This window comes from Proteus sp. PR00208, from assembly GCF_016238545.1.
In the GTDB taxonomy this organism is placed as follows: Bacteria; Pseudomonadota; Gammaproteobacteria; order Enterobacterales; family Enterobacteriaceae; genus Proteus.
Genome location: NZ_JAEHQE010000001.1, coordinates 365,584 through 387,313, shown reverse-complemented (window position 1 = coordinate 387,313; position 21,730 = coordinate 365,584). Strand labels below are relative to the sequence as shown.

Genomic DNA, 21,730 nt, shown 5'->3' with positions numbered 1-21,730 from the left:
TGAGAATAAAAAGAAAGATAACGAAAAAATAAAAACCTTCCATCCAAATAGAAATATCCATTCAGACTATATCGATAAATATAAACATCCTAATGCGTTTATCATCAAAATTAAATACAGACAATTATGATAAAAAAACGGCTTTCAAAGAAAGCCGTTTTGGATGTTTTTTAAATCTTATTCTTTTGGTGTTGCGCTCTCAACCCGGCTTTTTAACTTTTGTCCTGGGCGGAAAGTAACAACACGGCGAGCTGTAATAGGAATGTCTTCCCCAGTTTTCGGATTACGACCTGGGCGCTGATTTTTATCACGCAGGTCAAAGTTTCCGAATCCAGACAGCTTCACCTGTTCTCCATTTTCAAGAGAACGACGCACTTCCTCAAAAAAGGATTCTACAAGGTCTTTTGCATCGCGTTTGCTAACACCAAGTTTTTCAAACAGATTTTCTGCCATTTCAGCTTTTGTAAGCGCCATAGGTCTAGTCCCTCAAGGATGCTTGGAATCGCTGTTTCAATGCTGCTACACAGTTACTCACTGTTGCAGCAATCTCATCTTCTTCCAGTGTATGCTCGATATCCTGCAAGATTATGCTAATAGCGAGGCTTTTATAGCCCTCTGCTACTCCCTTACCACAATACACGTCAAATAAGTTTATGCCAACTATTTGATTTCCGCCAACTTTCTTACATTCGGCTAAAATATCCTCTGCAGCAACATCATTCGGAACAACTACAGCGATATCTCTACGATTCGAAGGGTAACGAGAAATTGCTTTTGCTTGTGGTAAACTGCGATTTGCAATTGCATTCCAACGTATTTCGAATACTACCGTACGACCGTTTAAGTCAAGTTTACGTTCAAGCTCTGGATGAACAACGCCAATACAGCCAATATATTCATTTCTCAGATAAATCCCAGCACTTTGTCCCGGATGAAGTGCTGAATGATTAGCTGGTTTAAATGTAATTTCATCTAGCTGGCCTGTCAATTCCAGAATTGATTCAATATTACCTTTCAAATCAAAGAAATCAACAGTTTGCTTCTCTAAACCCCAATGTTCTTCATTACGGTTGCCCGCGATCACACCAGCTAACATAAGTTCCTGACGTATTCCATATTCTGCTTGATTATCAGGAACAAAACGCAGACCTGCTTCAAATAACCTAACTCTAGATTGTTGACGGTTCTGATTATATACAGTCGTAGTCAATAATCCGGTTAATAAAGACAGTCTCATTGCTGACATATCCGCTGAAATTGGATTAGGCAGAATTAATGCTTCTTCATTTGGATGTAGTAAAGATTGGATCTTAGGATCAACAAAACTATAAGTAATTGCTTCTTGGAAGCCGTTGTCTACTAGCATTGTTTTAACGCGTTTTAATGACAAGTTCGCTTCGCGATGATTAGTCATCACCAAATCAGCGCGTAATGGTACATCTGGAATATTGTTGTAACCATAAATACGAGCAACTTCTTCAATCAAATCTTCTTCGATTTGAACATCAAAACGCCAAGAAGGAACTGTTGCTAACCAGCCATCATTTTCAACAGAAACGTTGAAACCTAAGCGAGTTAATGAATCCAGAACTTGTGCATCATCAATTACGTGACCTAATAAACGGTCTAATTTTTTACGTGTTAATTTAACTGGTGCAATATTTGGTAAATGTGCTTTATTGGTTACATCAATCACTTCACCAACTTCACCACCGCAAATTTCTAACAGTAACTTAGTTGCGCGCTCAATTGCGTTGTATTGCAGCTCAAAATCAACACCACGCTCAAAACGATGAGAGGCATCAGTATGCAAGCCATAACGACGTGCACGGCCTGTGATGGATAATGGAGAGAAGAATGCACACTCTAAGAAAACATTTTTCGTTTCTTCATTAACACCTGATGATTCACCACCGAAAATACCAGCCATACCTAATGCTTGTTTTTCGTCAGCAATAACTAATACATCTTCTTTTAATGTAATTTCATTGCCATCAAGTAAAGTCAGTTTTTCACCTTCTTTACCCATACGAACAACAACAGCACCTTCAACGCGATCAAGATCGAACGCATGTAGCGGTTGCCCCATTTCAAGTAGGATTAAGTTGGTGATATCAACAATTGGGTCAATAGAGCGAATGCCTCCACGACGTAACTTTTCTTGCATCCATAAAGGTGTTTTTGCTTTCACATTCATATTAGTGAAAACACGACCTAAATAACGTGGACACGCTTCTGGCGCTTCAACACGCACAGGGAATGTTGCTGAAGAAGTTGCCGCAACAGGCGACATATCAGGTACTTGGCATTCCATTTTGTTAATAACAGCGATATCACGCGCAACACCCAAAATACCTAAGCAATCAGCACGATTTGGTGTAATGCTAATTTCAATCGCATTATCGTTTAATTTTAAGTATTCACGAATATCCATGCCAATTGGTGCATCAGCAGGTAATTCAATAATACCTTCATGATTTTCTGAAATAGCTAATTCAGAAAATGAGCACAGCATACCTTCAGAGGGTTCACCACGTAGTTTTGCTGCTTTAATTTTGAAATCGCCTGGTAATACAGCCCCGACGGTTGCAACCGCAACTTTTAGTCCTTGGCGGCAGTTAGGTGCGCCACAAACGATATCAAGTAATCTGTCACCGCCTACGTTAACTTTCGTTACACGCAATTTATCGGCATTAGGGTGTTGTCCACATTCAACAACTTCACCTACAAACACACCGTGAAAATCGCCAGCAACAGCTTCAACGCCATCAACTTCAAGGCCAGCCATTGTCAGTTGTTCAGAAAGCGCTTCGCTACTAATCGCTGGGTTTACCCACTCACGTAACCAAAGTTCACTGAATTTCATGAGATAATCCCACCTTATTTAAACTGTTTGAGGAAACGAAGATCATTTTCGAAGAATGAACGCAAATCGGTGACACCGTAACGTAACATGGTCAGACGTTCCATACCCATACCGAACGCAAAACCTGAATAAACTTCAGGATCGATACCTACATTACGTAATACATTTGGGTGAACCATACCGCAACCCAACACTTCTAACCATTTACCATTCTTACCCATTACATCGACCTCTGCTGAAGGCTCAGTGAATGGGAAATAAGAAGGACGGAAACGAATTTCCATATCTTCTTCAAAAAAGTTTTTTAGGAAATCATGTAGTGTTCCTTTTAAATTGGTAAAGCTAATGTCTTTATCAACAATTAAGCCTTCAATTTGGTGGAACATTGGTGTGTGAGTCTGATCGTAGTCATTACGATATACGCGACCTGGTGCAATGATGCGAATAGGTGGCTGTTTATCTTGCATAGTACGAATTTGTACACCCGATGTTTGTGTACGCAGTAAACGCTTCGCATCAAACCAGAAAGTATCGTGGTCGGCTCTTGCTGGGTGATGTGCAGGAATATTCAACGCATCAAAGTTATGATAATCATCTTCGATTTCAGGGCCAGATTCTACAGAAAACCCTAATTCGCCAAAGAAAGTTTCAATACGTTCAATTGTACGAGTTACTGGGTGTAGACCACCGTTTTCAATACGGCGACCAGGCAAAGATACATCGATTTTCTCAGCAGATAAACGTTCGTTTAATAATGCTGATTCAAGATAATCTTTACGAGTATTCAGCGCTTGCTGAACCTCTTGTTTAGCCTGATTAATGACAGCCCCTGCAGCTGGACGATCTTCCGCGGGTAAGTCGCGCAGCGTGGACATCTGAAGCGTTAAATGACCTTTTTTTCCCAAGTATTCAACACGAACCGAATCCAGCGCAGCAACATCCTGTGCCTCTTCGATAGCTGCTTTAGCTTGAGCAACGAGTTCAGCGAGATGTGGCATCGTTTCCTCTTCCTTTGACCTGATGAGGTCTATTAGTTGTTATCAATGATGACGAATAAAATTGCCTTTTTAGTTTCTAACCCAGTATTGGGATCTGAAAACAAAAAAGCCTCCATATTGGAGGCTCAGGCGCTACTTTTCGTTTCTTTTCTTACGCGCAAAAGCCCCCTTGAATTAGGCGCTAAAGTAAAAAAAGAAACGGAAAAAAGCGATATTTAACATTGGTAATGTCTCTTAAAATATTAACTTATTGAATTTATATCATTAAGCCACAGATTTAGACAAAATAAAAGAGGGAGAAAACTCCCTCTTCCATTGCTTAATAAATAATTAAGCCAGAGCACCTTTCGCTTTTTCAACTAAAGCAGCGAATGCTACTTTGTCGAATACAGCGATGTCAGCCAGAATCTTACGGTCGATTTCAATGGACGCTTTTTTCAGACCATTGATGAAACGGCTATAAGACATACCGTTCTGACGAGCTGCTGCGTTGATACGCGCGATCCACAGCTGACGGAACTGACGTTTTTTCTGACGACGGTCACGGTACGCATATTGACCAGCTTTGATAACAGCCTGGAAAGCTACACGATATACACGAGAACGTGCACCGTAATAACCTTTAGCTTGCTTTAAAATTTTCTTGTGACGAGCACGGGCGATAACACCACGTTTAGCACGAGCCATATTAAACTCCTAAATGTCTATATTCTGTTAAAAAAGTGATACTTATGCGTATGGTAAGCAAGCTACGACCAGACCTAAATCTCCTTTAGAGACCATGCCTTTTGGACGTAAATGACGTTTACGCTTAGTTGACTTTTTAGTCAGAATGTGACGGAGGTTAGCATGCTTGCGCTTGAAGCCACCACCAGCAGTTTTTTTAAAGCGCTTAGCTGCGCCGCGTACTGTTTTAATCTTTGGCATTTCTATAATCCACTTCGCATTGTTAATAACATAAAATAATAAGGCGAATAGCAATCAGCCTTTAAAGGCTGACGCTATTACTTGAATTGCCCGACTATTTCTTCTTCGGCGCTAACACCATGATCATCTGACGCCCTTCAATCTTATTAGGGAAAGATTCAACAGCAGCCAGTTCATCCAAATCTTCACGGATACGGTTAAGCATTTCCATACCGATTTGTTGGTGTGCCATTTCACGACCACGGAAACGCAGTGTGACTTTGGCTTTATCGCCATCTTCAAGAAAACGAATCAGGTTGCGTAGTTTGACCTGATAGTCGCCTTCATCTGTACCAGGACGGAATTTAACTTCCTTAACCTGAATAACTTTTTGTTTCTTTTTCTGTTCTTTGAGAGTCTTACTTTTCTCATAGAGGAATTTGCCGTAGTCCATAATACGACAAACCGGCGGCTCGGCATTAGGACTAATTTCAACTAAATCAGCACCTGCTTCCTCGGCTTTCTCAAGAGCCTCTTTCAGACTAACAACTCCAATCTGTTCGCCATCTAAACCTGTTAAACGAACTTCATGAGCGCGAATCTCACCATTGATGCGATTCTGACGCGTTGATTGAATTCTTTTTCCGCCTTTAATACCTTATTCCTCCAACTGATGAAGACTTCTGCTTCTAATTTCTTGCAGAAGCTTTTCTTTAAATTCGTTAACGTCGATACTGCCAAGGTCTTTTCCTCGACGAGTACGAACCGCCACTTTGCCTGATTCAACTTCTTTATCTCCACAGACAAGCATGTACGGAACACGACGTAAAGTATGTTCACGAATTTTAAAGCCAATCTTCTCATTTCTCAAGTCTGCTTTTGCACGAATTCCGGCATCTTGCAATTCTTTGACGAGTTTTTGTACATAATCAGCCTGTCCATCCGTGATATTCATCACGACAACCTGCTGTGGTGCTAACCAAGTTGGGAAGAATCCTGCGTATTCTTCTGTCAGAATACCAATAAAACGTTCTAAGGATCCCAGCACTGCTCGGTGTAACATAACAGGTACTTTACGCTCGTTGTTTTCGGCAACATAAGATGCGCCTAAACGACCTGGTAGTGAGAAGTCTAATTGAACTGTACCACACTGCCATGCACGATCTAAACAATCGTAAAGTGTAAATTCTATTTTAGGGCCATAAAACGCCCCTTCGCCTGGCTGATATTCAAATTCAATATTGTTATCAGTTAAGGCTTTTGCTAAGTCTGCTTCAGCAACATCCCATAATGCATCTTCACCGATACGTTTTTCTGGGCGAGTAGACAGCTTAACAACGATTTTTTCAAATCCAAAAGTAGAATATACATCATAAATCAATTTGATGCAGTCATTTACTTCACTTAAAATCTGTTCTTCAGTACAGAAGATATGCGCATCGTCTTGTGTAAAGCCACGAACACGCATTAAACCATGCAATGCACCTGATGGTTCATTACGATGGCAACTACCGAATTCAGCCATACGTAATGGCAAATCACGGTAAGAACGTAAACCTTGTTTGAAGATTTGTACGTGACCTGGGCAGTTCATTGGTTTGATACAATATTCACGGTTCTCTGAAGATGTTGTGAACATGTTTTCTTTGTAGTTTTCCCAGTGACCTGTTTTTTCCCAAAGAACACGATCCATCATAAATGGACCTTTTACTTCTTGGTAATCATATTCTTTTAATTTACAACGTACAAATGTTTCTAACTCACGGAAAATAGTCCAGCCATCATTATGCCAGAAAGCCATACCCGGCGCTTCTTCTTGCATATGATATAAATCAAGCTGTTTACCAATTTTGCGGTGGTCACGTTTGGCCGCTTCTTCTAAGCGATCTAAGTAAGCTTTTAACTGTTTCTTATCAGCCCAAGCTGTACCATAAATGCGTTGTAGCATTTTATTATCGCTGTTACCGCGCCAATATGCACCTGCGATTTTCTGTAATTTGAAGTTATGACAGAAACGCATGTTTGGAACGTGTGGTCCACGGCACATATCAACATATTCTTGGTGATGATAAAGACCTGGTTGAGAATCTTGGCTAATATTTTCGTCAAGAATAGCAACTTTATAGTCTTCACCACGAGAAACAAATGTTTCACGAGCTTCAGCCCAGCTTACGCGTTTTTTAATAACGTCATAATCTGTTTTCGCCAACTCTAGCATGCGTTTTTCTAGAGTGTCTAAATCTTCCTGTGTTAGCGAATGGTCTAAATCGACATCGTAGTAGAATCCATTTTCAATAACAGGACCAATCGCCATTTTGGTGTGTGGCCATAATTGTTTAATTGCATGTCCCAATAAGTGGGCACAAGAGTGACGAATAATTTCAAGACCTTCATCATCTTTTGCGGTGATAATCGCCAGATTTGCATCATGTTCGATTAATTCACAAGCATCTACCAGCTCACCATTAACACAGCCTGCAATACATGCTTTCGCAAGTCCAGGGCCGATATCTGCAGCGACATCCATGACAGAAACTGCATTTTCAAATTGACGTTGGCTTCCGTCAGGAAGAGTAATAATTGGCATTTAAAATCCTTATTTACAGTGGTGACCCATACGCAAGATCACTTGTAAGCTTTTTATTTCATATATATTCAGTACGTTACGACAATTTCTCACTTTACCTCGCGAGGTTTGTACACAGTTATGTACACATATTTATTTTATAAATATCCATAGCATCACTGAGCCTTATCGTAACTCAGGGGGGATATTATCACAGACTATAAAGATTTATACATTTATCTCATCGGTAATTTTAACATCTCTTTTTTTAATACAGGGAGATAGATAGAATTTTTTCTTTAATTTGACTACCATAACGAGCAAGCGGAAACCGTGGCTTTTAAAATAACATTCTCTGGGGCGGACCAGAATCTTCATTGTTAATATATAAGGTGTGTAACGTGTTTTATCTAAAGCCCCGCTCTCGTAAATTAGTCTATGCTATTACCTTTGAAACTCTTGCGATTTTATTAAGCACTGTTTTACTAGCGATATTAAGCCAAAGCCAATCACATAATTCACTACCCGTTGCAATCGCTGTTTCTGTTATTGCCTTGATTTGGAATTATATTTTTAATTCTTTCTTTGAATTAATTGAATCAAAACTAAAAATCAAAAAGCGTACCGTTATGGTACGGCTTACTCATGCAATAAGTTTTGAATTAGGTCTGTTCTTCTTTACCATTCCACTTTATATGTGGTGGTATAACGTGGATTTTATCAAAGCAATTAGTATGGAAATCACGATATTAGTGTTCTTCTTTGTCTATACCTATTTATTTACACTCGCCTTCGATAAATTATGCCCTCGAGTTTATTCAACAGGAAACAAAGTGGTGTAATGGCTTAATCTTGTCGATACTCAGTAGGACTTTTATTAAAGTATTGGCGAAATGCCTGACTAAATGCAGAATGCGAGTCATATCCTACAACTAAAGCAATATTTTCAATATTTACTGATGTGTATTTTAATAATTCAGCGGCTTTGCTAAGTCGCTGCTGAGTGACATATTGCATCACAGATACTCCCACCTCTGCTTTCATTTTTCGTTGTAACGTACTCACTGACGTATTAAAAGCGCAAGCAATATCATATGTGGTTAATGGTGTATGTAATTTATTCACTAACCAAGCATCCAAACTATCGCGCCAACCTTTTTGTATTTTCATTTGAGCGAGTAATAAACGTGTGATCGTTGAATATTGATCTGGAGGTTGAGGATATTGATGTAGCCACTCTAATAAACCAATGGCTGCTGGTGATAACACAAATTGTCCACCTTTCTCACTTAATTGCCATTGAGACGTTGCAGGGAGTTCTAGAATAAGATTTTTATTATCTATATTGCCTGAAAAGGCATGATGAATAGTTGGAGGGATAATCAAACAGTTTTGATTGGAAATCAGAAAATCTTCTCGATTGAAATTAACTTCCATCGAACCCGAAAGCCCGAAAATAATCTGCCATAAATTATCATGCTGATGAGATACCGTCTCTTGTGTATAACATCGCAAATGCAATTGAGGTAATAACAAAAGACACTCCTTTATATCCATCCTGCTATTGAATAATTACTATATCAAAACTCAGCCGAACATCACTATTTAAGAGTGTCTTATCAAGATACTTATTTTTTAGGCTAAACGCGAGCCATTTGGTAAAGGTAAGTTAAACTCAGCCAATACAATTGCTCCTGTTTCATCAGGTGCCCCTGTAATTAAAACTTCAGATTTTATACCTGCAATGCGTTTAACTGGAAAATTACATACACATAAAATACGACGTCCCACAAGCTCTTCAGGTGTATAGTTTACCGTAATTTGAGCACTTGAACGCTTTATACCTAATTCGCCCAAATCAACTTCCATAACATAAGCAGGTTTATTCGCTTTTTTATTTATTTCTGCGCTAATAATCGTTCCTACTCTCATTTCTACTCGTAAAAAATCATCCCATTCAATTAAATCTGTCATTTTTTTACCAATCTATTGTGTTTATGGTTATATCACTATTACTGAATTATAGATTAACACGCATGATGCTGGCTCACCTGTGGTGAGACAATCATTCTCTGTTGAGAAAGAGTCACTCACACTCTTTTTTCTCTATTTTCATCATTCTGAAATTTATCTACTTTTTAATAACCTTTTAAATAACCATATCAATTCATAAATTTGTTATGTATAAAAAGTATTCTTAAGAAATGTGTTTTTATTCCCCCCAGAGAATATTTATGATGAAAAAAATAACAGAGTGGACAACATTAGAAGGAAAACTTGTGCGTTTAGTGCCCCTAAGTATGGAACACTACTCAGAACTCTATGAACTAATTGAAAAAGATAGACCCGATGAGCTTTGGTATACCACCGTTCCTTCAGTAACAGAATTACAACGCGATATTGAGCATAAACTTCAGTTACAACAAAAAGGATTAATGTTGCCTTTTACCATTATTTCTAAAGCTAATAGCCGTGTGGTTGGCATAACAACCTTTATGAATATTGATAGCCAAACTCCAAGATTAGAAATTGGTTCAACGTGGTATACCAAAGAAGTACAAAGAACAGGAATAAACACTGAAGCTAAATATCTCTTACTTAAATATGCCTTAGAAGACTTGCAATGCATTGCTGTTGAATTTCGTACTCATATATTAAATCAAACTAGCCGTAGAGCGATTGAACGACTTGGTGCAAAACTGGATGGTATTTTACGTAATCATAGATTAACGACGACGGGACAAAAAAGAGATACTTGCGTTTATAGCATTACTGATTATGACTGGGGATCGGTAAAAATGCATTTAGAATGGCTTATGAAAAAATACTAATAAACATTAAGAATATTACGAGGAAAATAACTTTTATCTCGTTTAATTTGTTATCATAATTACTCCTTAATTACCTGTTATTGGGAGCTTTTATATTCCATGCACTCTGTTTACCAGTTTTTTCAGGCTATCGGTCTTGGTCTTATTTTGCTTTTGCCTTTAACTAATCCATTAACGACTGTTGCTCTTTGGCTTGGCCTTTCAGGCAATATGACAAAGGAACAACGTAATCAACAATCCTTAATGGCATGTGTGTATATTTTCCTTATTATGACCATCGCGTTCTATGCGGGACGGATCATAATGACAACCTTTGGTATTTCGATCCCCGGTCTTCGTATTGCAGGCGGAATGATAGTTGCCTTTATTGGCTTTAGTATGCTGTTTCCAAATACTCCTAATGTCGATGATCCTATTTCAGACGAAAACAATCCACATCGTAATCCCAAAGAACCTAATATTGCCTTTGTTCCTTTAGCAATGCCAAGTACAGCGGGTCCCGGAACAATTGCAATGATAATCAGTACGGCGGCTTCAATTCCCTCACGTACTGATATTGCACAATGGGTATTGTATATCGCCCCTGTGACAAGCTTCTTTTTAATTAGCGTTATTGTTTGGGTATCACTTCGTGGCTCCACCAGCATTATGAAGTATTTAGGCCACAGCGGTATTGACGCTATTTCTCGCGTAATGGGATTTTTATTAATCTGTATGGGCGTTCAGTTTATGATCAATGGCGTTCTTGAAATTATTGCTGATTTGCCTGCTTTATTAAAACAGGCTCAAGCCGCTGCTAATTTGCCAGATTAATTATCACCTGCATGGTAAGCCGCTCTCACTTTTGCTAAATAACGCGGCGCTTGAGAAGCTGGATGATTTTTTTCGACATAACGATAAAAATCATCCGCACTCATTGAATTAATTTTAGCGATGGCATTATCTCTATCTTTATCAAATGTTCTTAATAAAGCGCCTGCGCCATTTACATAAGCAAGGATAGTGGCGTAATAAAGAGTTTCAGGATCGGCAATACCAACAAGGTGACGCTCTCTTAATAATTGAATATAAGCTGTACCCAAATCGATATTAATGGCGGGATCTTTTAGTTGAGCCGTTGTTGGTTGCCCTGCCTTACCTCTATTTTGGTAAACATCTCTTCCCGCAGTTGATGCTTTAATTTGCATTAACCCAACTGCATTTGATTTGCTAATAACTTCAGGTCTAAAGTTTGATTCAACTTGGATAATCGCCTTAATTAATGTTTCATCAACATCGTAACGGCTTGATGCTTGCTGTATATGGTTATCAAAAGGTGTTGATTTCCATTGTGCCGTTGAAATTGAAGCATTATTAACGCGGTTCTCTACTGGTTTTTGGCTTAAGAATCGTGATGTTTCTTTTTGAACAGGTTGACGAGCATGATCAGCACAACCAGCAAGAAGCAAAATTGCCAAAGAAAAGATGATGTTTACTTTCACGTTTTATCCTTTTGCATAAAGGGTTGCACGAAGACATGTTTTATATATCAATAATTTATAGATATATTATTCTATTTTCATTCAAAAATGCATGCTAAAATATGGCAAAACATGAGAAATAAATCAATCTATTACGACTTCTAGTGTGTGCGTTTTATCTCAAATTAGCTCTTCTATTATACTCTCCATACTATCCAAAAACTAACTAGATCCGAGATGAACCTCATGAAGCGAACCCAGAAAGAAAAAAAGATAATGGAATTATTTAAGCCTGAGAATCTTGCATGAGTAGCTGGTGAAATAGGCTCCCCTCCTTTTGAGGTTTCTGATGTAGCTTAATGCTTAAAGGATAGGATTCTTTTAACAAGAAAAAGATTCTCGAATCTACTTACAAAACACTAGATGGTGTTGTTAAGGATGGCTTATTAGAAAAGATATCCCGTTACGAGAGGCGACAAAACAAATACCGAGACTAAGTAATTCATCCTGATGTTCATTATGTCATTAGTCGTTATGGATTGCAGGGGGAATGCCATGTTGTGAAATATGAAAATAGCGGAGGAGATTTTATTGAAGGCGAATGTGTTAAGATTAATTAAATAACTGACTTTTTTTAGTATTCACTTAGAACAAAAAGCCTCCGTTAAGAGGCTTTCAAAACGATACTAGTTAATATTATATACGTTTGTTCATTACCACTTATCACGGTAATCAAATGCTACCTGGTAATCGTATTTATTTAGCTCAATTTTATGTTTAAGGTGCTTCTGCAGATAAGGAACCCACGCAGAAATAACATCAAAACCGCCGTTATTGATGATGTTTTCTGTCGGCTTAACGGTTTGTTCAATAACCGTATCATCATCACCCAGATCTGTTGAATATTCTTTTCCAATAAAGTCTTCCGTTTTTTTATCAAACCATTGTAAATGTACTTTCAATCCCATGATATTTATTCTCCTTACAAATATTTTTTGATATTACGTTTTGGATCAGCCGGTTTTATCTGATTACCGGTTTTCGGATCAAAGGCGCCGATATGCTGTCCGTCACTGGCTCGATACCCCTCCAGTTCACCATGCTGAGAGTCCCACTCGTAGATTTTACGGCCTTTGTCTCCGAACCAGCGCGCACGTTTACCACCTCCGCCTTGTTTAGGCGTTTTCCACTTTCCTTCTTTTAGCTCACCCAACCCTTTAATTTCTTCAGTCTTCGGTGCTGGGTGATAATCATGACCTTTTTCTCTAACACCTTGGCGTTTTTTATCCTTAGCCTCATTGACCTTATCTTCAGCTGCTTTTTTCTTGCTCTCAGCTTTTTTGCGACTCTCAACTGCTATCGCTAGCGCTTTTCTCGCTTCATTTAGCGCTATTTCAGGCTCTTTAACCTTCGCGTTATAAACTAATTTGATTGCATTGGCAGGTAATGAAGAATATTTTTTTAACCACTCATCATATTCCGCTTTTTTAGCTTCATATGTTTTTTGTAATGAGGCAACATTTACCTTTAATGTATCCTCTTTCTTCTTCGCAACGTCTAACTCAATAATAGCTTCATTTAAAGCTTGTTTTGCCGCTTCAAGAGGATAAAGCGCAATCCAATCTTTTTTCGCTTGCTCTATCAGTTTTTTTTCATCTTCTTGAGAAAGTTGCTCACTAATTGAAACATATAGAGGTTCATTATCATTACCAAAATCAACAATAGCATGATAATTTTTTAGCTCAATAGAAGGAAGATACTGTGATACTGGAGGCTGAGTATTCACTACAGTTCGTTGCTTCTTCCATTCTTTTTCTTGTTCAAGCTTAATTTTTACAGGCTTCATATTAGGAATAATTTCTGCTGTATAAATACCTTGCATTCCTGTTGGTTTAGCTTGAACAATGGGTACTGAGAGTGCTCCGTTAACAGAAATAACTGTTTTCTGTTTTTGTTTAATTTCATCAAAAGCAGAAGTAATATAGGTATCAACCACAACTTGCTTTTCTTTGATAAATCTCCCTATTTCAGTAGCAATCACTGATGCAGGTAATGTCGATACCTGATAGGCCTTCTTTTCATCATAAATATGTAAAAAACCATGCTTATTTAATAATGCCATTTCCTCCTTCGTAGACATTATATTGTTATTTGGCATTAAACCTTCAATTGCAATTCCCCATGGCGTAAAACGATTTAATAATGATGCCTTACTCACTAATTGTGCGACATTATTTTTAGCAAAATTAAACGCCGTTGTAATAGCTGTTTGAGTTGCACTTAAATTACCACTAGCAATAGTAAAATTAAGTACCCCATTTTTTAGTGGGAATAGAAATACGGTACTACCTACGGGAATAACTGAGGCGGCTTCAGGGCTCTCACTTAAATTTATATTATCGTCATAATATTCGCTATAACCTCCGCTCTCTTTCTCGTGATTTCCAGTTTCATTATCTTCTCTATCATCACGGTCATTATCAGTATATTCAGAATTATCATTTGAACTACTAATACCATCAGTGATTTCAATACGAATATCATTATCATCATAGTCACTCATATAAACTCCTTTTTATATTAGAAACACATAACACCTGTATTTAAATACAGTATAAATTATGAGGCAATAATCTTATTTCGGTTATGTTCGGAATAATCATCATTAAAAACTAACTCATCCTTAAGCTAAGTAGATTTAATCAGTTATCAATTTCTGGTGTCTTATTGGTATCATGATTTTCTTCCTTTCCTTTTTGTCTGAGTTCTTCTTCCTCTTTCTGTGCTTCTTCTATCTCACTCACAATAAGTAGCACTAAAATTAAAATCGCTCAGCATAAAAAGGTAAATTGACTAAAATAAAAACAGCCAAATTATTAAAAATAAGAAGCATTACCATTAAAATGGTGTAGAGATAATTTTTCATTAGGAGCTGGATATGACTAAAAAATATTATATTAATAATATGTTCTGGGGCTATTTTATGATGTTGGTGATGGTTTATCTTAATTATAACGATCACACTATTGAAGGTTTATTAATGCTAACTTTAAGCATACCTAGTGCAATTTTTTTTCCTTTCTCCAAAATGCTTATCGAAAAATTCGCATTAAAATATACAACAAAAAAATTCTGGAATACTGGATTATTTATAAATACACCAGCTAAGCATGGTGGAGTAGCTCTATACCACTTATTTTGTTTTATATTTTCAATTCCATTTAGCATGATATATCTAGCTTTATATTTCACAAAAAATAGGGTAAATTAAAATAGATTATCCTATTACCCTACATATTAAATACCAATCGCACCGCTGATTTTTTCAACCAAAGCGTCGTCAATCAAGGCACCAACTGTTGCAATTATGAGGGCATACCCTAAAATTCCAACAGGTCCACCAATAATTAAACTAAAGGCAAAGGCTGTCAATGCCACTGCTGCCATACCAGCAGTAATTGCAGTGGCTTTAACAAAAAATGGACGCCAATTTCCCGTTTTAACCGCTTTTTTAAATTCAACAAGTAATTCCACGGCATTAATCGCGTGATTGGTATATCCAAGCCCTTTACTAAATTTACCTAAGTTTGAAGCTAACTGTTTTGCATCAATAGATTCTAATGTTTTTATAATAGCAGCTCGATCTTTGGTATTAATTTTATTATTAATATTCTGCCCATATTTTTCATATGTACGTAAAGCATCTTCTACACTTCTGATTGTTTTCCCTTTAGATTGCTCTGCTAACTCTCTAGATAATTGTGCTGCTTTTTTACCAAATTCCTGTATCACTTTCTCGTAAAATGAAATTGTAGATTTCACCCAATTTTTAATATTATTAAACTCTTTTTCCTTCTGAGGACGCGGATCTTTATCCTTAAGTTCAATTGCAGGGAAGCCCGAATAAGCATATAAAGGCGGTAAGTTTGAATTTCTAGGAAACACAATAATTGCGTCATTAAATTGGTGTGGATATGGTGCTTCTATTCTTTTGTTTTCTACCTTATTAGGTAATTCTACTTTTTCTGGATATGAGAATTTTTTATTTTCATTTGAGTAATTTTGAATAACATTTCCTTGTAAACCAGGGCCGCTAGAGGAGCTAGTGGGTCTAAGCAAATATTCAATCCCCATATTCTTAATATCTACATGATAACTATTAGCAGCGTCATTAACTTCATATACAGGGACTTTTTTAGTCACTAAAACACTATCTGTGATGTAAGCAAAGCTTCTTTACGTAATCGATTTTCGTCAGCTTTACCAGAGAGAGAAAACAAACCTACTTTTCATGAAATAAGAAGCTTATCTGCAAGACTTTATGAAGAAGAAAAAAGCGCTGAGTTCGCTAAAAAAATATTAGGCCATAAATCCATGCAAATGACTGATAGATATTTAGATGATAGAGGTACCGGCTATACTGAATTGTGAGCTAATAGTGAGCTTTTGTGAGTGTGTAAAAGTAACTTATTGATATTCAGTGATGAATATTTAAATAACCTTTTACACAAATAGTTACGAACTATTGTTAATTTTTGTGACAAAACTCGACAATCTACTTAACATTTATTGGAATACATGTTGTTATCTTATTTCTGGTCGTTATCAAATGAAGCTTTTTACACAGAGATAACTTGACTTTTTTGAGATGATATTGATAATCATTATCAATTGAGAAAATAACTCTGCAACTATAAGGCAATAATAATATGGATATATTTCGCTCTGTAAACAAACTTTCACTTACGGCTTTATGCCTTATGGCATCCGTATTTTTAACAGCACCTACACAAGCAAAAGATAAACTAAAAGTCGTCACCACATTTACTATCATTCAAGATATCGCTCAAAATGTAGCTGGAGATGCAGCTATTGTCGAATCAATCACAAAACCTGGTGCTGAAATTCACGATTACCAACCTACTCCTAAAGATATTGTAAAAGCTCAAAAGGCTGATCTTATCTTATGGAATGGCTTAAACCTTGAACGTTGGTTTGAACGCTTTTTTAATGAGTTACGTAACGTACCTGCTGTTGTTGTCACTGAAGGCATCACACCAATGGCAATTAGTGAAGGTGCTTACAAAAACAATCCTAACCCACATGCGTGGATGTCACCGAATAATGCATTAATTTATATTGAAAATATTCGCAAGGCACTTGTTGAACACGATCCCGATAATGCGGCTATTTATAATCAAAATGCGGCACGCTACGCAGAAAAAATTAAACAGCTTGACGCACCATTAAGAGAAAGACTATCCCGTATTCCACAAGAAGCGCGTTGGTTAGTGACCAGTGAAGGTGCATTCAGCTATTTAACTAATGACTATGGCTTTAAAGAAGTTTATTTATGGCCCATCAATGCAGAAGAACAAGGCACACCACAACAGGTTAAATATGTGATTGATACCGTTAGAGAACACAAGATCCCTGTTGTCTTTAGTGAAAGTACAATTTCAGATAAGCCAGCTAAACAAGTAAGTAAAGAAACTGGCGCAAAATACGGTGGTGTTCTTTATGTTGACTCACTTTCCGCTGAAGGTGGCGAAGTTCCTACTTATATTGATTTGATTACTATTACAGTAGATACAATTGCGAAAGGATTTGGGCAATGAGCAATATAAAAGCTAATCCTACGTTGACTGTTGATAATGCCACAGTGACTTACAACAACGGTCATACGGCTATTTTCGATGCAAGTTTCTCTATCACTGGTGGCACTATTTGTGCCCTAGTGGGTATCAATGGCAGTGGTAAATCCACACTATTTAAAACCATTATGGGGCTGGTGAAGCCCTCTAAAGGAAAAGTGACGTTAAACGGTAGCCCAATCCAGCAGGCGTTAAAACAAAATATGATCGCCTATGTTCCACAAACAGAAGAAGTTGACTGGAATTTTCCCGTCCTCGTTTCTGATGTTGTAATGATGGGGCGTTATGGAAAAATGGGATTTTTTCGTATTCCTTCAAAACGTGACCATGAAGTTGTTGAAGCATCATTAGAGCGCGTTGGCTTGTCAGGCTTAGGGCATCGCCAAATTGGTGAACTTTCTGGCGGTCAAAAAAAACGTGTTTTCTTAGCTCGAGCAATGGCTCAAGAAGGTACTGTTTTATTACTCGATGAACCTTTTACTGGTGTCGATGTTAAAACAGAAAATGCCATTATCGAGCTGCTACGCAATTTGCGCGAAGAAGGCCACTTAGTTTTAGTTTCAACTCATAACTTGGGAAGTGTACCTGAATTTTGTGACCACGTTATTTTAATCAATAGAACAGTGTTAGACAGTGGTCCAACTGAAACGACATTTACACAGAAAAACTTAGAGCACGCATTTGGTGGTGTGTTACGTCACATTAGCCTATCGGGTTCTGATCTTCATGATGATGACGATCCTCGTTCACTCACTGTCATTACCGATGATGAACGTGCTGCGGTCTTTTATGGTCATCAAGAAGAACACACTCCAGCGCACCAAAGCCAGCGCAAACAAGGAGATTAGCCATGCTAGATTTACTCCTACAGCCTTTTGAATATAACTATATGGTGAAAGCGATTTGGGTGAGTGCCTTAGTCGGTGCTGTCTGCGCTTTTCTTTCATCCTATCTTATTTTGAAAGGTTGGTCGTTAATGGGGGATGCCCTTTCCCACTCAGTTGTTCCCGGTGTTGCAGGGGCTTATATATTAGGTTTGCCTTATGCAGTTGGTGCTTTTTTTACGGGTTTGCTTGCCGCATTATCAATGACATTTATTCGTCATATCACACGCCTTCGTGAAGATGCCGTTATTGGTTTTATTTTCTCCACTTTTTTTGCCTTTGGTCTGTTGCTGGTTTCGCTTAAACCGACAGCCGTCAACGTTCAGACCATCATTCTCGGAAATATTTTAGGTATTGCTGATGAAGATGTATGGCAAGTTGTGATTATTACAGGTGTCTCTTTCTTAGTTTTATTTTGTATTTGGAAAGACTTGCTGGTGGTTTTTTTTGATGAAGTTCATGCAAAATCAATCGGTTTATCGCCACTAAAATTAAAAATTATCTTTTTTACTCTTTTGAGCGCATGTACTGTTGCGGCTCTTCAAACTGTTGGCGCCATTCTTGTCATTGCTATGGTAGTGACTCCTGGTGCAACGGCTTATTTACTCACAGACCAATTCAAACGACTTGCTATTATTGCTATCTGTATCGGCACAATCACAAGTGCAGTAGGTGCTTATCTTAGCTACTTCTTTAATGGTGCAACAGGTGGTGTGATTGTCACAATGCAAACATCACTCTTTTTGTTGGCTTTCTTATTTGCCCCTAAACACGGTATGTTAGCCGCTCGCCGTCGTGCTCGTCAGAGTTCACAACAATTGATCACACAATCTCATCAGCATAAAGGATCAACAAAACCAGAAGAGGTGAAACTATGAATGAGTTGTTGGCGTTTTTCATTGAGCCTTTTCAATACCCGTTTATGCAACGCGCTATTATTGCAGCCATTATCATAGGTATCGCCTGTGCTATTTTATCTTGCTATATGGTATTAAAAGGCTGGTCTTTGATGGGAGATGCAATCTCTCACGCTGTTTTACCCGGAGTTGTTCTTGCTTATGTCACCGCAATCCCGTTAACAGTAGGCGCCTTTCTTTCAGGTCTATTTTGCTCTTTTGCCACGGGTTATTTAAAAGATCACAGTCGCATTAAAGAAGATACTGTGATGGGAATTGTGTTCTCAGGTATGTTTGCAGTGGGTTTGGTCATTTTTGCCAGTGTCGATACAGACCAACATTTAATGCATATTTTATTTGGTAATATTTTAGGCATTACACCTGATGTATTAACTCAAATTAGTATTATCTGTGTAATCACCATCACTATTATGCTTGTTAAGCAAAAAGATTTTATGCTTTATTGCTTTGATCCTAACCAAGCAAGGATTATTGGTTTACCTGTCACATTATTGCACTATGGATTGTTGTCTATTTTGGCATTAACTATTGTTGCTTCAATGCAGGCTGTTGGGATTATTTTAGTGGTCGCCATGCTTATTTCACCGGGGATCACCGCGTATTTATTAACACGCAGTTTTTCACGCATGATTATGTTAGCAATTGTATTTTCTGTCGCATCTAGCGTTATAGGAACATTTATTAGTTTCCATATTGATGGAGCAACAGGCCCATGTATTGTGCTAACGCAAGCTGTATTCTTTATTATTGCGTTACTCTGTAATCAGATAAAATTGGCAAAAATAAAGCGACAAACAAAACCCGCTAACGCCTGATAATATTCTTTATCTTAGCAAAAACGGGATAATCATCCCGTTTTTTAGCTTTATACTTTATTGGTTTAATTAAAGTGTTATTGTCATAGTATAAACATCGCTCGTTATTATTTTATTTGGGTCTACTAAGTAAACAACTTTGCGAGGTGTAAGTATGTGGCAGAATATAGGTCGTTTACTGGAATCAAACTTGGGATTTTCAGCAAAGATAAACGAAAAAATCCACCTTTCTAGCGGCGATATTCATCATACATGGAAAATTTATTATGGTGAAACGCCAGTTTTTGTGAAATCTAATTTGCGTGAATTTCTGCCTAATTTTAAAAATGAAGCAGAACAACTCGAAATGTTGGCAAAAAGTCAAACCATTCGAACACCTCGGGTTCTTGGTATCGGTAATAGTAAAGATGCCAGTTTTCTACTCCTTGAATTTTTGCCTGTTCAACCATTTACACCTCATAGCGCCTACTGTTTTGGACAACAACTAGCAAGACTACATCAGTGGGAAGATCAACCTAGCTATGGCTTTGATTTCGACACCCAAATCGATACAACACCTCAACTCAATAGCTGGGAAAAACGCTGGAATCACTTTTATTCTGAAAAACGTATTGGTTTTCAGCTACAACTAGCTTCCGAGAAAGGCATGATTTTTGGGGATATCGACGAGATAATTCAAATCATCAATCATCGCCTTGCTGATCATAATCCACAACCCTCTCTGCTTCACGGCAACTTATGGCCTAAAAACTGTGCTGAGATTGGTCAATCAGAAGGTACAGTATTCGATCCTGCTTGTTATTGGGGTGATCGAGAGTGTGATATCGCGATGTTACCACTTTGCACAGCAGTGCCTGCAAATATTTTCGATGGTTATCAAAGCGTTTGGCCATTATCAGATAAGTTTTTATCACGTCAGCCTATTTACCAACTCTATTTCTTCCTCAACCGTTGTAATTTATTTGGGGGCGAAGAAAATTATTTAGAAGTCAGAAAAATAATTGATGACCTATTAGCAACACCTTAATAGGAAAAGAGAGAAATAGCTCTGAGATAAGATACGTAAACTAAAAAATATAACCTCGCCAGATTCAGTTGTGCGAGGTTTATTTTTCCCTTCAGTTAATATCAATGAACCGTCCTCGTTCACTTTAAAGCAGTATTACCATCCTAAAAATTTCATCAAGAAATAACCTATTGCAATAACAACTAAAGGTGACAGATAAAGCACCATAATTTGAGTAAAGATAGTATGTCGCGGTAATTTGATATTTTGTTGCAACTCCTCAGCCGTCACACCACTTTTCATTGCACGTTCGATAATAAGCTGATCTTGTATATTTTCTTTCAAATATTTCACTTGGCGATAAATTCGTAATCCTGATGCGCTGAATGCTAAACCAATAAACATAAAAAGAAAAATGACAAAAAAAGTGATATTTTCTTGGCTAAACCCCATTTGAGTATTAGGGATAGGTGAATTTCTCCAGAAAAAACCTAAAAAAGGTGTGTTAAATTGCACCATTTCCGCTAATACACGAAAAAAGTCATTAATTACGGCATTTACACCATCACCACTTGGGCGTTGTATTGCAGCCAACCCTGTCAATGATACGGCTGTCGAAATAAAGGCAGGAATAAAAATAAGCCAGCCAAGTACACGCTTTAAAATGGCATACAATCCTGCATATTGATAACTCATCACATCCTCACTAGTAGAATTCGTCAATATTTATCTGTTTTGTTTATCGTAGTCTAATTAACGGCTAATACGACAATAAATTAATAGTAGCTATTCTCTCTATTTATTTTACAAAATAAATAAGAAACTGA

At 37.6% G+C, this 21,730-nt stretch carries 25 protein-coding genes and 1 other annotated feature; of the genes, 10 read left to right on the top strand and 15 right to left on the bottom strand.

Features of this window, described 5'->3' with window-relative positions; all coding sequences use genetic code 11:
* Nucleotides 1-177: 177 nt before the first annotated feature.
* The 8 genes from ihfA to thrS all read right to left on the bottom strand — a co-directional run bounded on the left by ihfA (nt 178) and on the right by thrS (nt 7,357).
* The gene (gene ihfA / locus JEP36_RS01825; RefSeq protein WP_023582381.1) at nt 178-474 is read right to left on the bottom strand and encodes an integration host factor subunit alpha; all 297 of its coding nucleotides are present in this window, start codon (nt 472-474) and stop codon (nt 178-180) included.
* A gap of 4 nt (nt 475-478) precedes the next feature.
* Nucleotides 479-2,866, bottom strand: a complete 2,388-nt coding sequence (pheT, locus tag JEP36_RS01820) for a phenylalanine--tRNA ligase subunit beta (RefSeq protein ID WP_109372455.1) — start codon at nt 2,864-2,866, stop codon at nt 479-481.
* Between the two features lie 14 nt (nt 2,867-2,880).
* Nucleotides 2,881-3,864 (bottom strand): phenylalanine--tRNA ligase subunit alpha, encoded by a 984-nt coding sequence (gene pheS, locus JEP36_RS01815; RefSeq protein WP_023582383.1) that lies wholly within the window; start codon nt 3,862-3,864, stop codon nt 2,881-2,883.
* A gap of 99 nt (nt 3,865-3,963) precedes the next feature.
* Nucleotides 3,964-4,087, bottom strand: a sequence feature (Phe leader region).
* On the bottom strand, nt 4,039-4,086 hold the full coding sequence (pheM, locus tag JEP36_RS17905) for a pheST operon leader peptide PheM (RefSeq protein WP_120655563.1): 48 nt from the start codon (nt 4,084-4,086) through the stop codon (nt 4,039-4,041). Its footprint overlaps the feature before it by 48 nt.
* 107 nt (nt 4,088-4,194) lie before the next feature.
* Entirely contained in the window at nt 4,195-4,551 is a 357-nt protein-coding gene (gene rplT / locus JEP36_RS01805; protein WP_006537111.1) for a 50S ribosomal protein L20, read from the bottom strand.
* A 42-nt stretch (nt 4,552-4,593) separates the two neighbouring features.
* A complete protein-coding gene (rpmI, locus tag JEP36_RS01800; protein WP_004263702.1) occupies nt 4,594-4,791 on the bottom strand; it encodes a 50S ribosomal protein L35 in 198 nt (65 codons plus the stop codon).
* A 94-nt stretch (nt 4,792-4,885) separates the two neighbouring features.
* Nucleotides 4,886-5,425, bottom strand: a complete 540-nt coding sequence (gene infC / locus JEP36_RS01795; protein ID WP_036937410.1) for a translation initiation factor IF-3 — start codon at nt 5,423-5,425, stop codon at nt 4,886-4,888.
* Between the two features lie 3 nt (nt 5,426-5,428).
* A complete protein-coding gene (gene thrS, locus JEP36_RS01790; protein WP_198629809.1) occupies nt 5,429-7,357 on the bottom strand; it encodes a threonine--tRNA ligase in 1,929 nt (642 codons plus the stop codon).
* A gap of 380 nt (nt 7,358-7,737) precedes the next feature.
* Between thrS and JEP36_RS01785 the strand changes: the two genes are divergently transcribed.
* Nucleotides 7,738-8,178, top strand: coding sequence for a PACE efflux transporter (locus tag JEP36_RS01785; protein ID WP_198619637.1), 441 nt, complete (start codon nt 7,738-7,740; stop codon nt 8,176-8,178).
* 4 nt (nt 8,179-8,182) lie between these two features.
* Here the strand turns inward: JEP36_RS01785 and JEP36_RS01780 are convergent, their stop codons facing one another.
* Both JEP36_RS01780 and JEP36_RS01775 read right to left on the bottom strand, forming a co-directional pair.
* Complete coding sequence (locus JEP36_RS01780) at nt 8,183-8,872, bottom strand: AraC family transcriptional regulator (protein ID WP_109372519.1); 690 nt, start codon at nt 8,870-8,872, stop codon at nt 8,183-8,185.
* Nucleotides 8,873-8,971: 99 nt separating this feature from the next.
* Nucleotides 8,972-9,310 carry a tRNA-binding protein gene (locus JEP36_RS01775; RefSeq protein ID WP_088495790.1) on the bottom strand — a complete coding sequence of 113 codons (339 nt, stop codon included), beginning with the start codon at nt 9,308-9,310 and terminating at the stop codon, nt 8,972-8,974.
* A 263-nt stretch (nt 9,311-9,573) separates the two neighbouring features.
* Here JEP36_RS01775 and JEP36_RS01770 point away from each other — a divergent pair, with 263 nt between their 5' ends.
* Both JEP36_RS01770 and JEP36_RS01765 read left to right on the top strand, forming a co-directional pair.
* Entirely contained in the window at nt 9,574-10,167 is a 594-nt protein-coding gene (locus JEP36_RS01770) for a GNAT family N-acetyltransferase (RefSeq protein WP_198619692.1), read from the top strand.
* 99 nt (nt 10,168-10,266) lie between these two features.
* Nucleotides 10,267-10,980 carry a MarC family NAAT transporter gene (locus tag JEP36_RS01765; protein ID WP_198625554.1) on the top strand — a complete coding sequence of 238 codons (714 nt, stop codon included), beginning with the start codon at nt 10,267-10,269 and terminating at the stop codon, nt 10,978-10,980.
* On the opposite strand, the gene JEP36_RS01760 is transcribed toward JEP36_RS01765, so the two are convergent.
* From JEP36_RS01760 to JEP36_RS01750, 3 genes are all read right to left on the bottom strand, one after another.
* Nucleotides 10,977-11,648 carry a transglycosylase SLT domain-containing protein gene (locus tag JEP36_RS01760; RefSeq protein ID WP_109372521.1) on the bottom strand — a complete coding sequence of 224 codons (672 nt, stop codon included), beginning with the start codon at nt 11,646-11,648 and terminating at the stop codon, nt 10,977-10,979. The genes JEP36_RS01765 and JEP36_RS01760 overlap by 4 nt on opposite strands.
* A 692-nt stretch (nt 11,649-12,340) precedes the next feature.
* The gene (locus tag JEP36_RS01755; RefSeq protein WP_198625553.1) at nt 12,341-12,595 is read right to left on the bottom strand and encodes a colicin E3-like toxin immunity protein; all 255 of its coding nucleotides are present in this window, start codon (nt 12,593-12,595) and stop codon (nt 12,341-12,343) included.
* Nucleotides 12,596-12,609: 14 nt separating this feature from the next.
* On the bottom strand, nt 12,610-14,190 hold the full coding sequence (locus tag JEP36_RS01750; RefSeq protein ID WP_232797440.1) for a colicin E3/pyocin S6 family cytotoxin: 1,581 nt from the start codon (nt 14,188-14,190) through the stop codon (nt 12,610-12,612).
* A gap of 375 nt (nt 14,191-14,565) precedes the next feature.
* Between JEP36_RS01750 and JEP36_RS01745 the strand changes: the two genes are divergently transcribed.
* Complete coding sequence (locus JEP36_RS01745) at nt 14,566-14,898, top strand: colicin E1 immunity protein (protein WP_232805390.1); 333 nt, start codon at nt 14,566-14,568, stop codon at nt 14,896-14,898.
* Between the two features lie 26 nt (nt 14,899-14,924).
* On the opposite strand, the gene JEP36_RS01740 is transcribed toward JEP36_RS01745, so the two are convergent.
* Nucleotides 14,925-15,848: a colicin-like pore-forming protein gene (locus tag JEP36_RS01740; RefSeq protein WP_311748540.1), complete on the bottom strand. Its 924-nt coding sequence runs from the start codon at nt 15,846-15,848 to the stop codon at nt 14,925-14,927.
* Between JEP36_RS01740 and JEP36_RS01735 the strand changes: the two genes are divergently transcribed.
* From JEP36_RS01735 to JEP36_RS01710, 6 genes are all read left to right on the top strand, one after another.
* On the top strand, nt 15,840-16,058 hold the full coding sequence (locus JEP36_RS01735; protein ID WP_311747406.1) for a tyrosine-type recombinase/integrase: 219 nt from the start codon (nt 15,840-15,842) through the stop codon (nt 16,056-16,058). The two genes, JEP36_RS01740 and JEP36_RS01735, sit on opposite strands and share 9 nt — an antisense overlap.
* Nucleotides 16,059-16,387: 329 nt before the next feature.
* Entirely contained in the window at nt 16,388-17,245 is an 858-nt protein-coding gene (locus tag JEP36_RS01730; protein WP_232797469.1) for a metal ABC transporter substrate-binding protein, read from the top strand.
* On the top strand, nt 17,242-18,129 hold the full coding sequence (locus JEP36_RS01725; RefSeq protein WP_006537128.1) for a manganese/iron ABC transporter ATP-binding protein: 888 nt from the start codon (nt 17,242-17,244) through the stop codon (nt 18,127-18,129). The genes JEP36_RS01730 and JEP36_RS01725 overlap by 4 nt, the downstream gene beginning before the upstream one ends.
* A 2-nt stretch (nt 18,130-18,131) precedes the next feature.
* Nucleotides 18,132-19,043, top strand: coding sequence for a metal ABC transporter permease (locus tag JEP36_RS01720; protein ID WP_099073583.1), 912 nt, complete (start codon nt 18,132-18,134; stop codon nt 19,041-19,043).
* On the top strand, nt 19,040-19,897 hold the full coding sequence (locus JEP36_RS01715; protein ID WP_198619644.1) for a metal ABC transporter permease: 858 nt from the start codon (nt 19,040-19,042) through the stop codon (nt 19,895-19,897). The genes JEP36_RS01720 and JEP36_RS01715 overlap by 4 nt, the downstream gene beginning before the upstream one ends.
* A gap of 154 nt (nt 19,898-20,051) precedes the next feature.
* Complete coding sequence (locus JEP36_RS01710; RefSeq protein ID WP_198629807.1) at nt 20,052-20,924, top strand: fructosamine kinase family protein; 873 nt, start codon at nt 20,052-20,054, stop codon at nt 20,922-20,924.
* A 135-nt stretch (nt 20,925-21,059) separates the two neighbouring features.
* Here the strand turns inward: JEP36_RS01710 and JEP36_RS01705 are convergent, their stop codons facing one another.
* Complete coding sequence (locus JEP36_RS01705) at nt 21,060-21,599, bottom strand: YniB family protein (RefSeq protein ID WP_109372526.1); 540 nt, start codon at nt 21,597-21,599, stop codon at nt 21,060-21,062.
* Nucleotides 21,600-21,730 lie beyond the last annotated feature (131 nt).

Bases quoted from the DNA above. Each gene is read 5' to 3' on its own strand.
- JEP36_RS01750 (WP_232797440.1), bottom strand. From the start codon at position 14,190: ATGAGTGACTATGATGATAATGATATTCGTATTGAAATCACTGATGGT.
- rpmI (WP_004263702.1), bottom strand. From the start codon at position 4,791: ATGCCAAAGATTAAAACAGTACGCGGCGCAGCTAAGCGCTTTAAAAAA.
- JEP36_RS01765 (WP_198625554.1), top strand. From the start codon at position 10,267: ATGCACTCTGTTTACCAGTTTTTTCAGGCTATCGGTCTTGGTCTTATT.
- JEP36_RS01715 (WP_198619644.1), top strand. From the start codon at position 19,040: ATGAATGAGTTGTTGGCGTTTTTCATTGAGCCTTTTCAATACCCGTTT.
- JEP36_RS01730 (WP_232797469.1), top strand. From the start codon at position 16,388: ATGGCATCCGTATTTTTAACAGCACCTACACAAGCAAAAGATAAACTA.
- JEP36_RS01755 (WP_198625553.1), bottom strand. From the start codon at position 12,595: ATGGGATTGAAAGTACATTTACAATGGTTTGATAAAAAAACGGAAGAC.
- JEP36_RS01705 (WP_109372526.1), bottom strand. From the start codon at position 21,599: ATGAGTTATCAATATGCAGGATTGTATGCCATTTTAAAGCGTGTACTT.
- thrS (WP_198629809.1), bottom strand. From the start codon at position 7,357: ATGCCAATTATTACTCTTCCTGACGGAAGCCAACGTCAATTTGAAAAT.
- JEP36_RS01725 (WP_006537128.1), top strand. From the start codon at position 17,242: ATGAGCAATATAAAAGCTAATCCTACGTTGACTGTTGATAATGCCACA.
- JEP36_RS01720 (WP_099073583.1), top strand. From the start codon at position 18,132: ATGCTAGATTTACTCCTACAGCCTTTTGAATATAACTATATGGTGAAA.
- pheT (WP_109372455.1), bottom strand. From the start codon at position 2,866: ATGAAATTCAGTGAACTTTGGTTACGTGAGTGGGTAAACCCAGCGATT.
- JEP36_RS01770 (WP_198619692.1), top strand. From the start codon at position 9,574: ATGAAAAAAATAACAGAGTGGACAACATTAGAAGGAAAACTTGTGCGT.
- ihfA (WP_023582381.1), bottom strand. From the start codon at position 474: ATGGCGCTTACAAAAGCTGAAATGGCAGAAAATCTGTTTGAAAAACTT.
- JEP36_RS01710 (WP_198629807.1), top strand. From the start codon at position 20,052: ATGTGGCAGAATATAGGTCGTTTACTGGAATCAAACTTGGGATTTTCA.
- pheS (WP_023582383.1), bottom strand. From the start codon at position 3,864: ATGCCACATCTCGCTGAACTCGTTGCTCAAGCTAAAGCAGCTATCGAA.
- JEP36_RS01745 (WP_232805390.1), top strand. From the start codon at position 14,566: ATGACTAAAAAATATTATATTAATAATATGTTCTGGGGCTATTTTATG.
- rplT (WP_006537111.1), bottom strand. From the start codon at position 4,551: ATGGCTCGTGCTAAACGTGGTGTTATCGCCCGTGCTCGTCACAAGAAA.
- JEP36_RS01775 (WP_088495790.1), bottom strand. From the start codon at position 9,310: ATGACAGATTTAATTGAATGGGATGATTTTTTACGAGTAGAAATGAGA.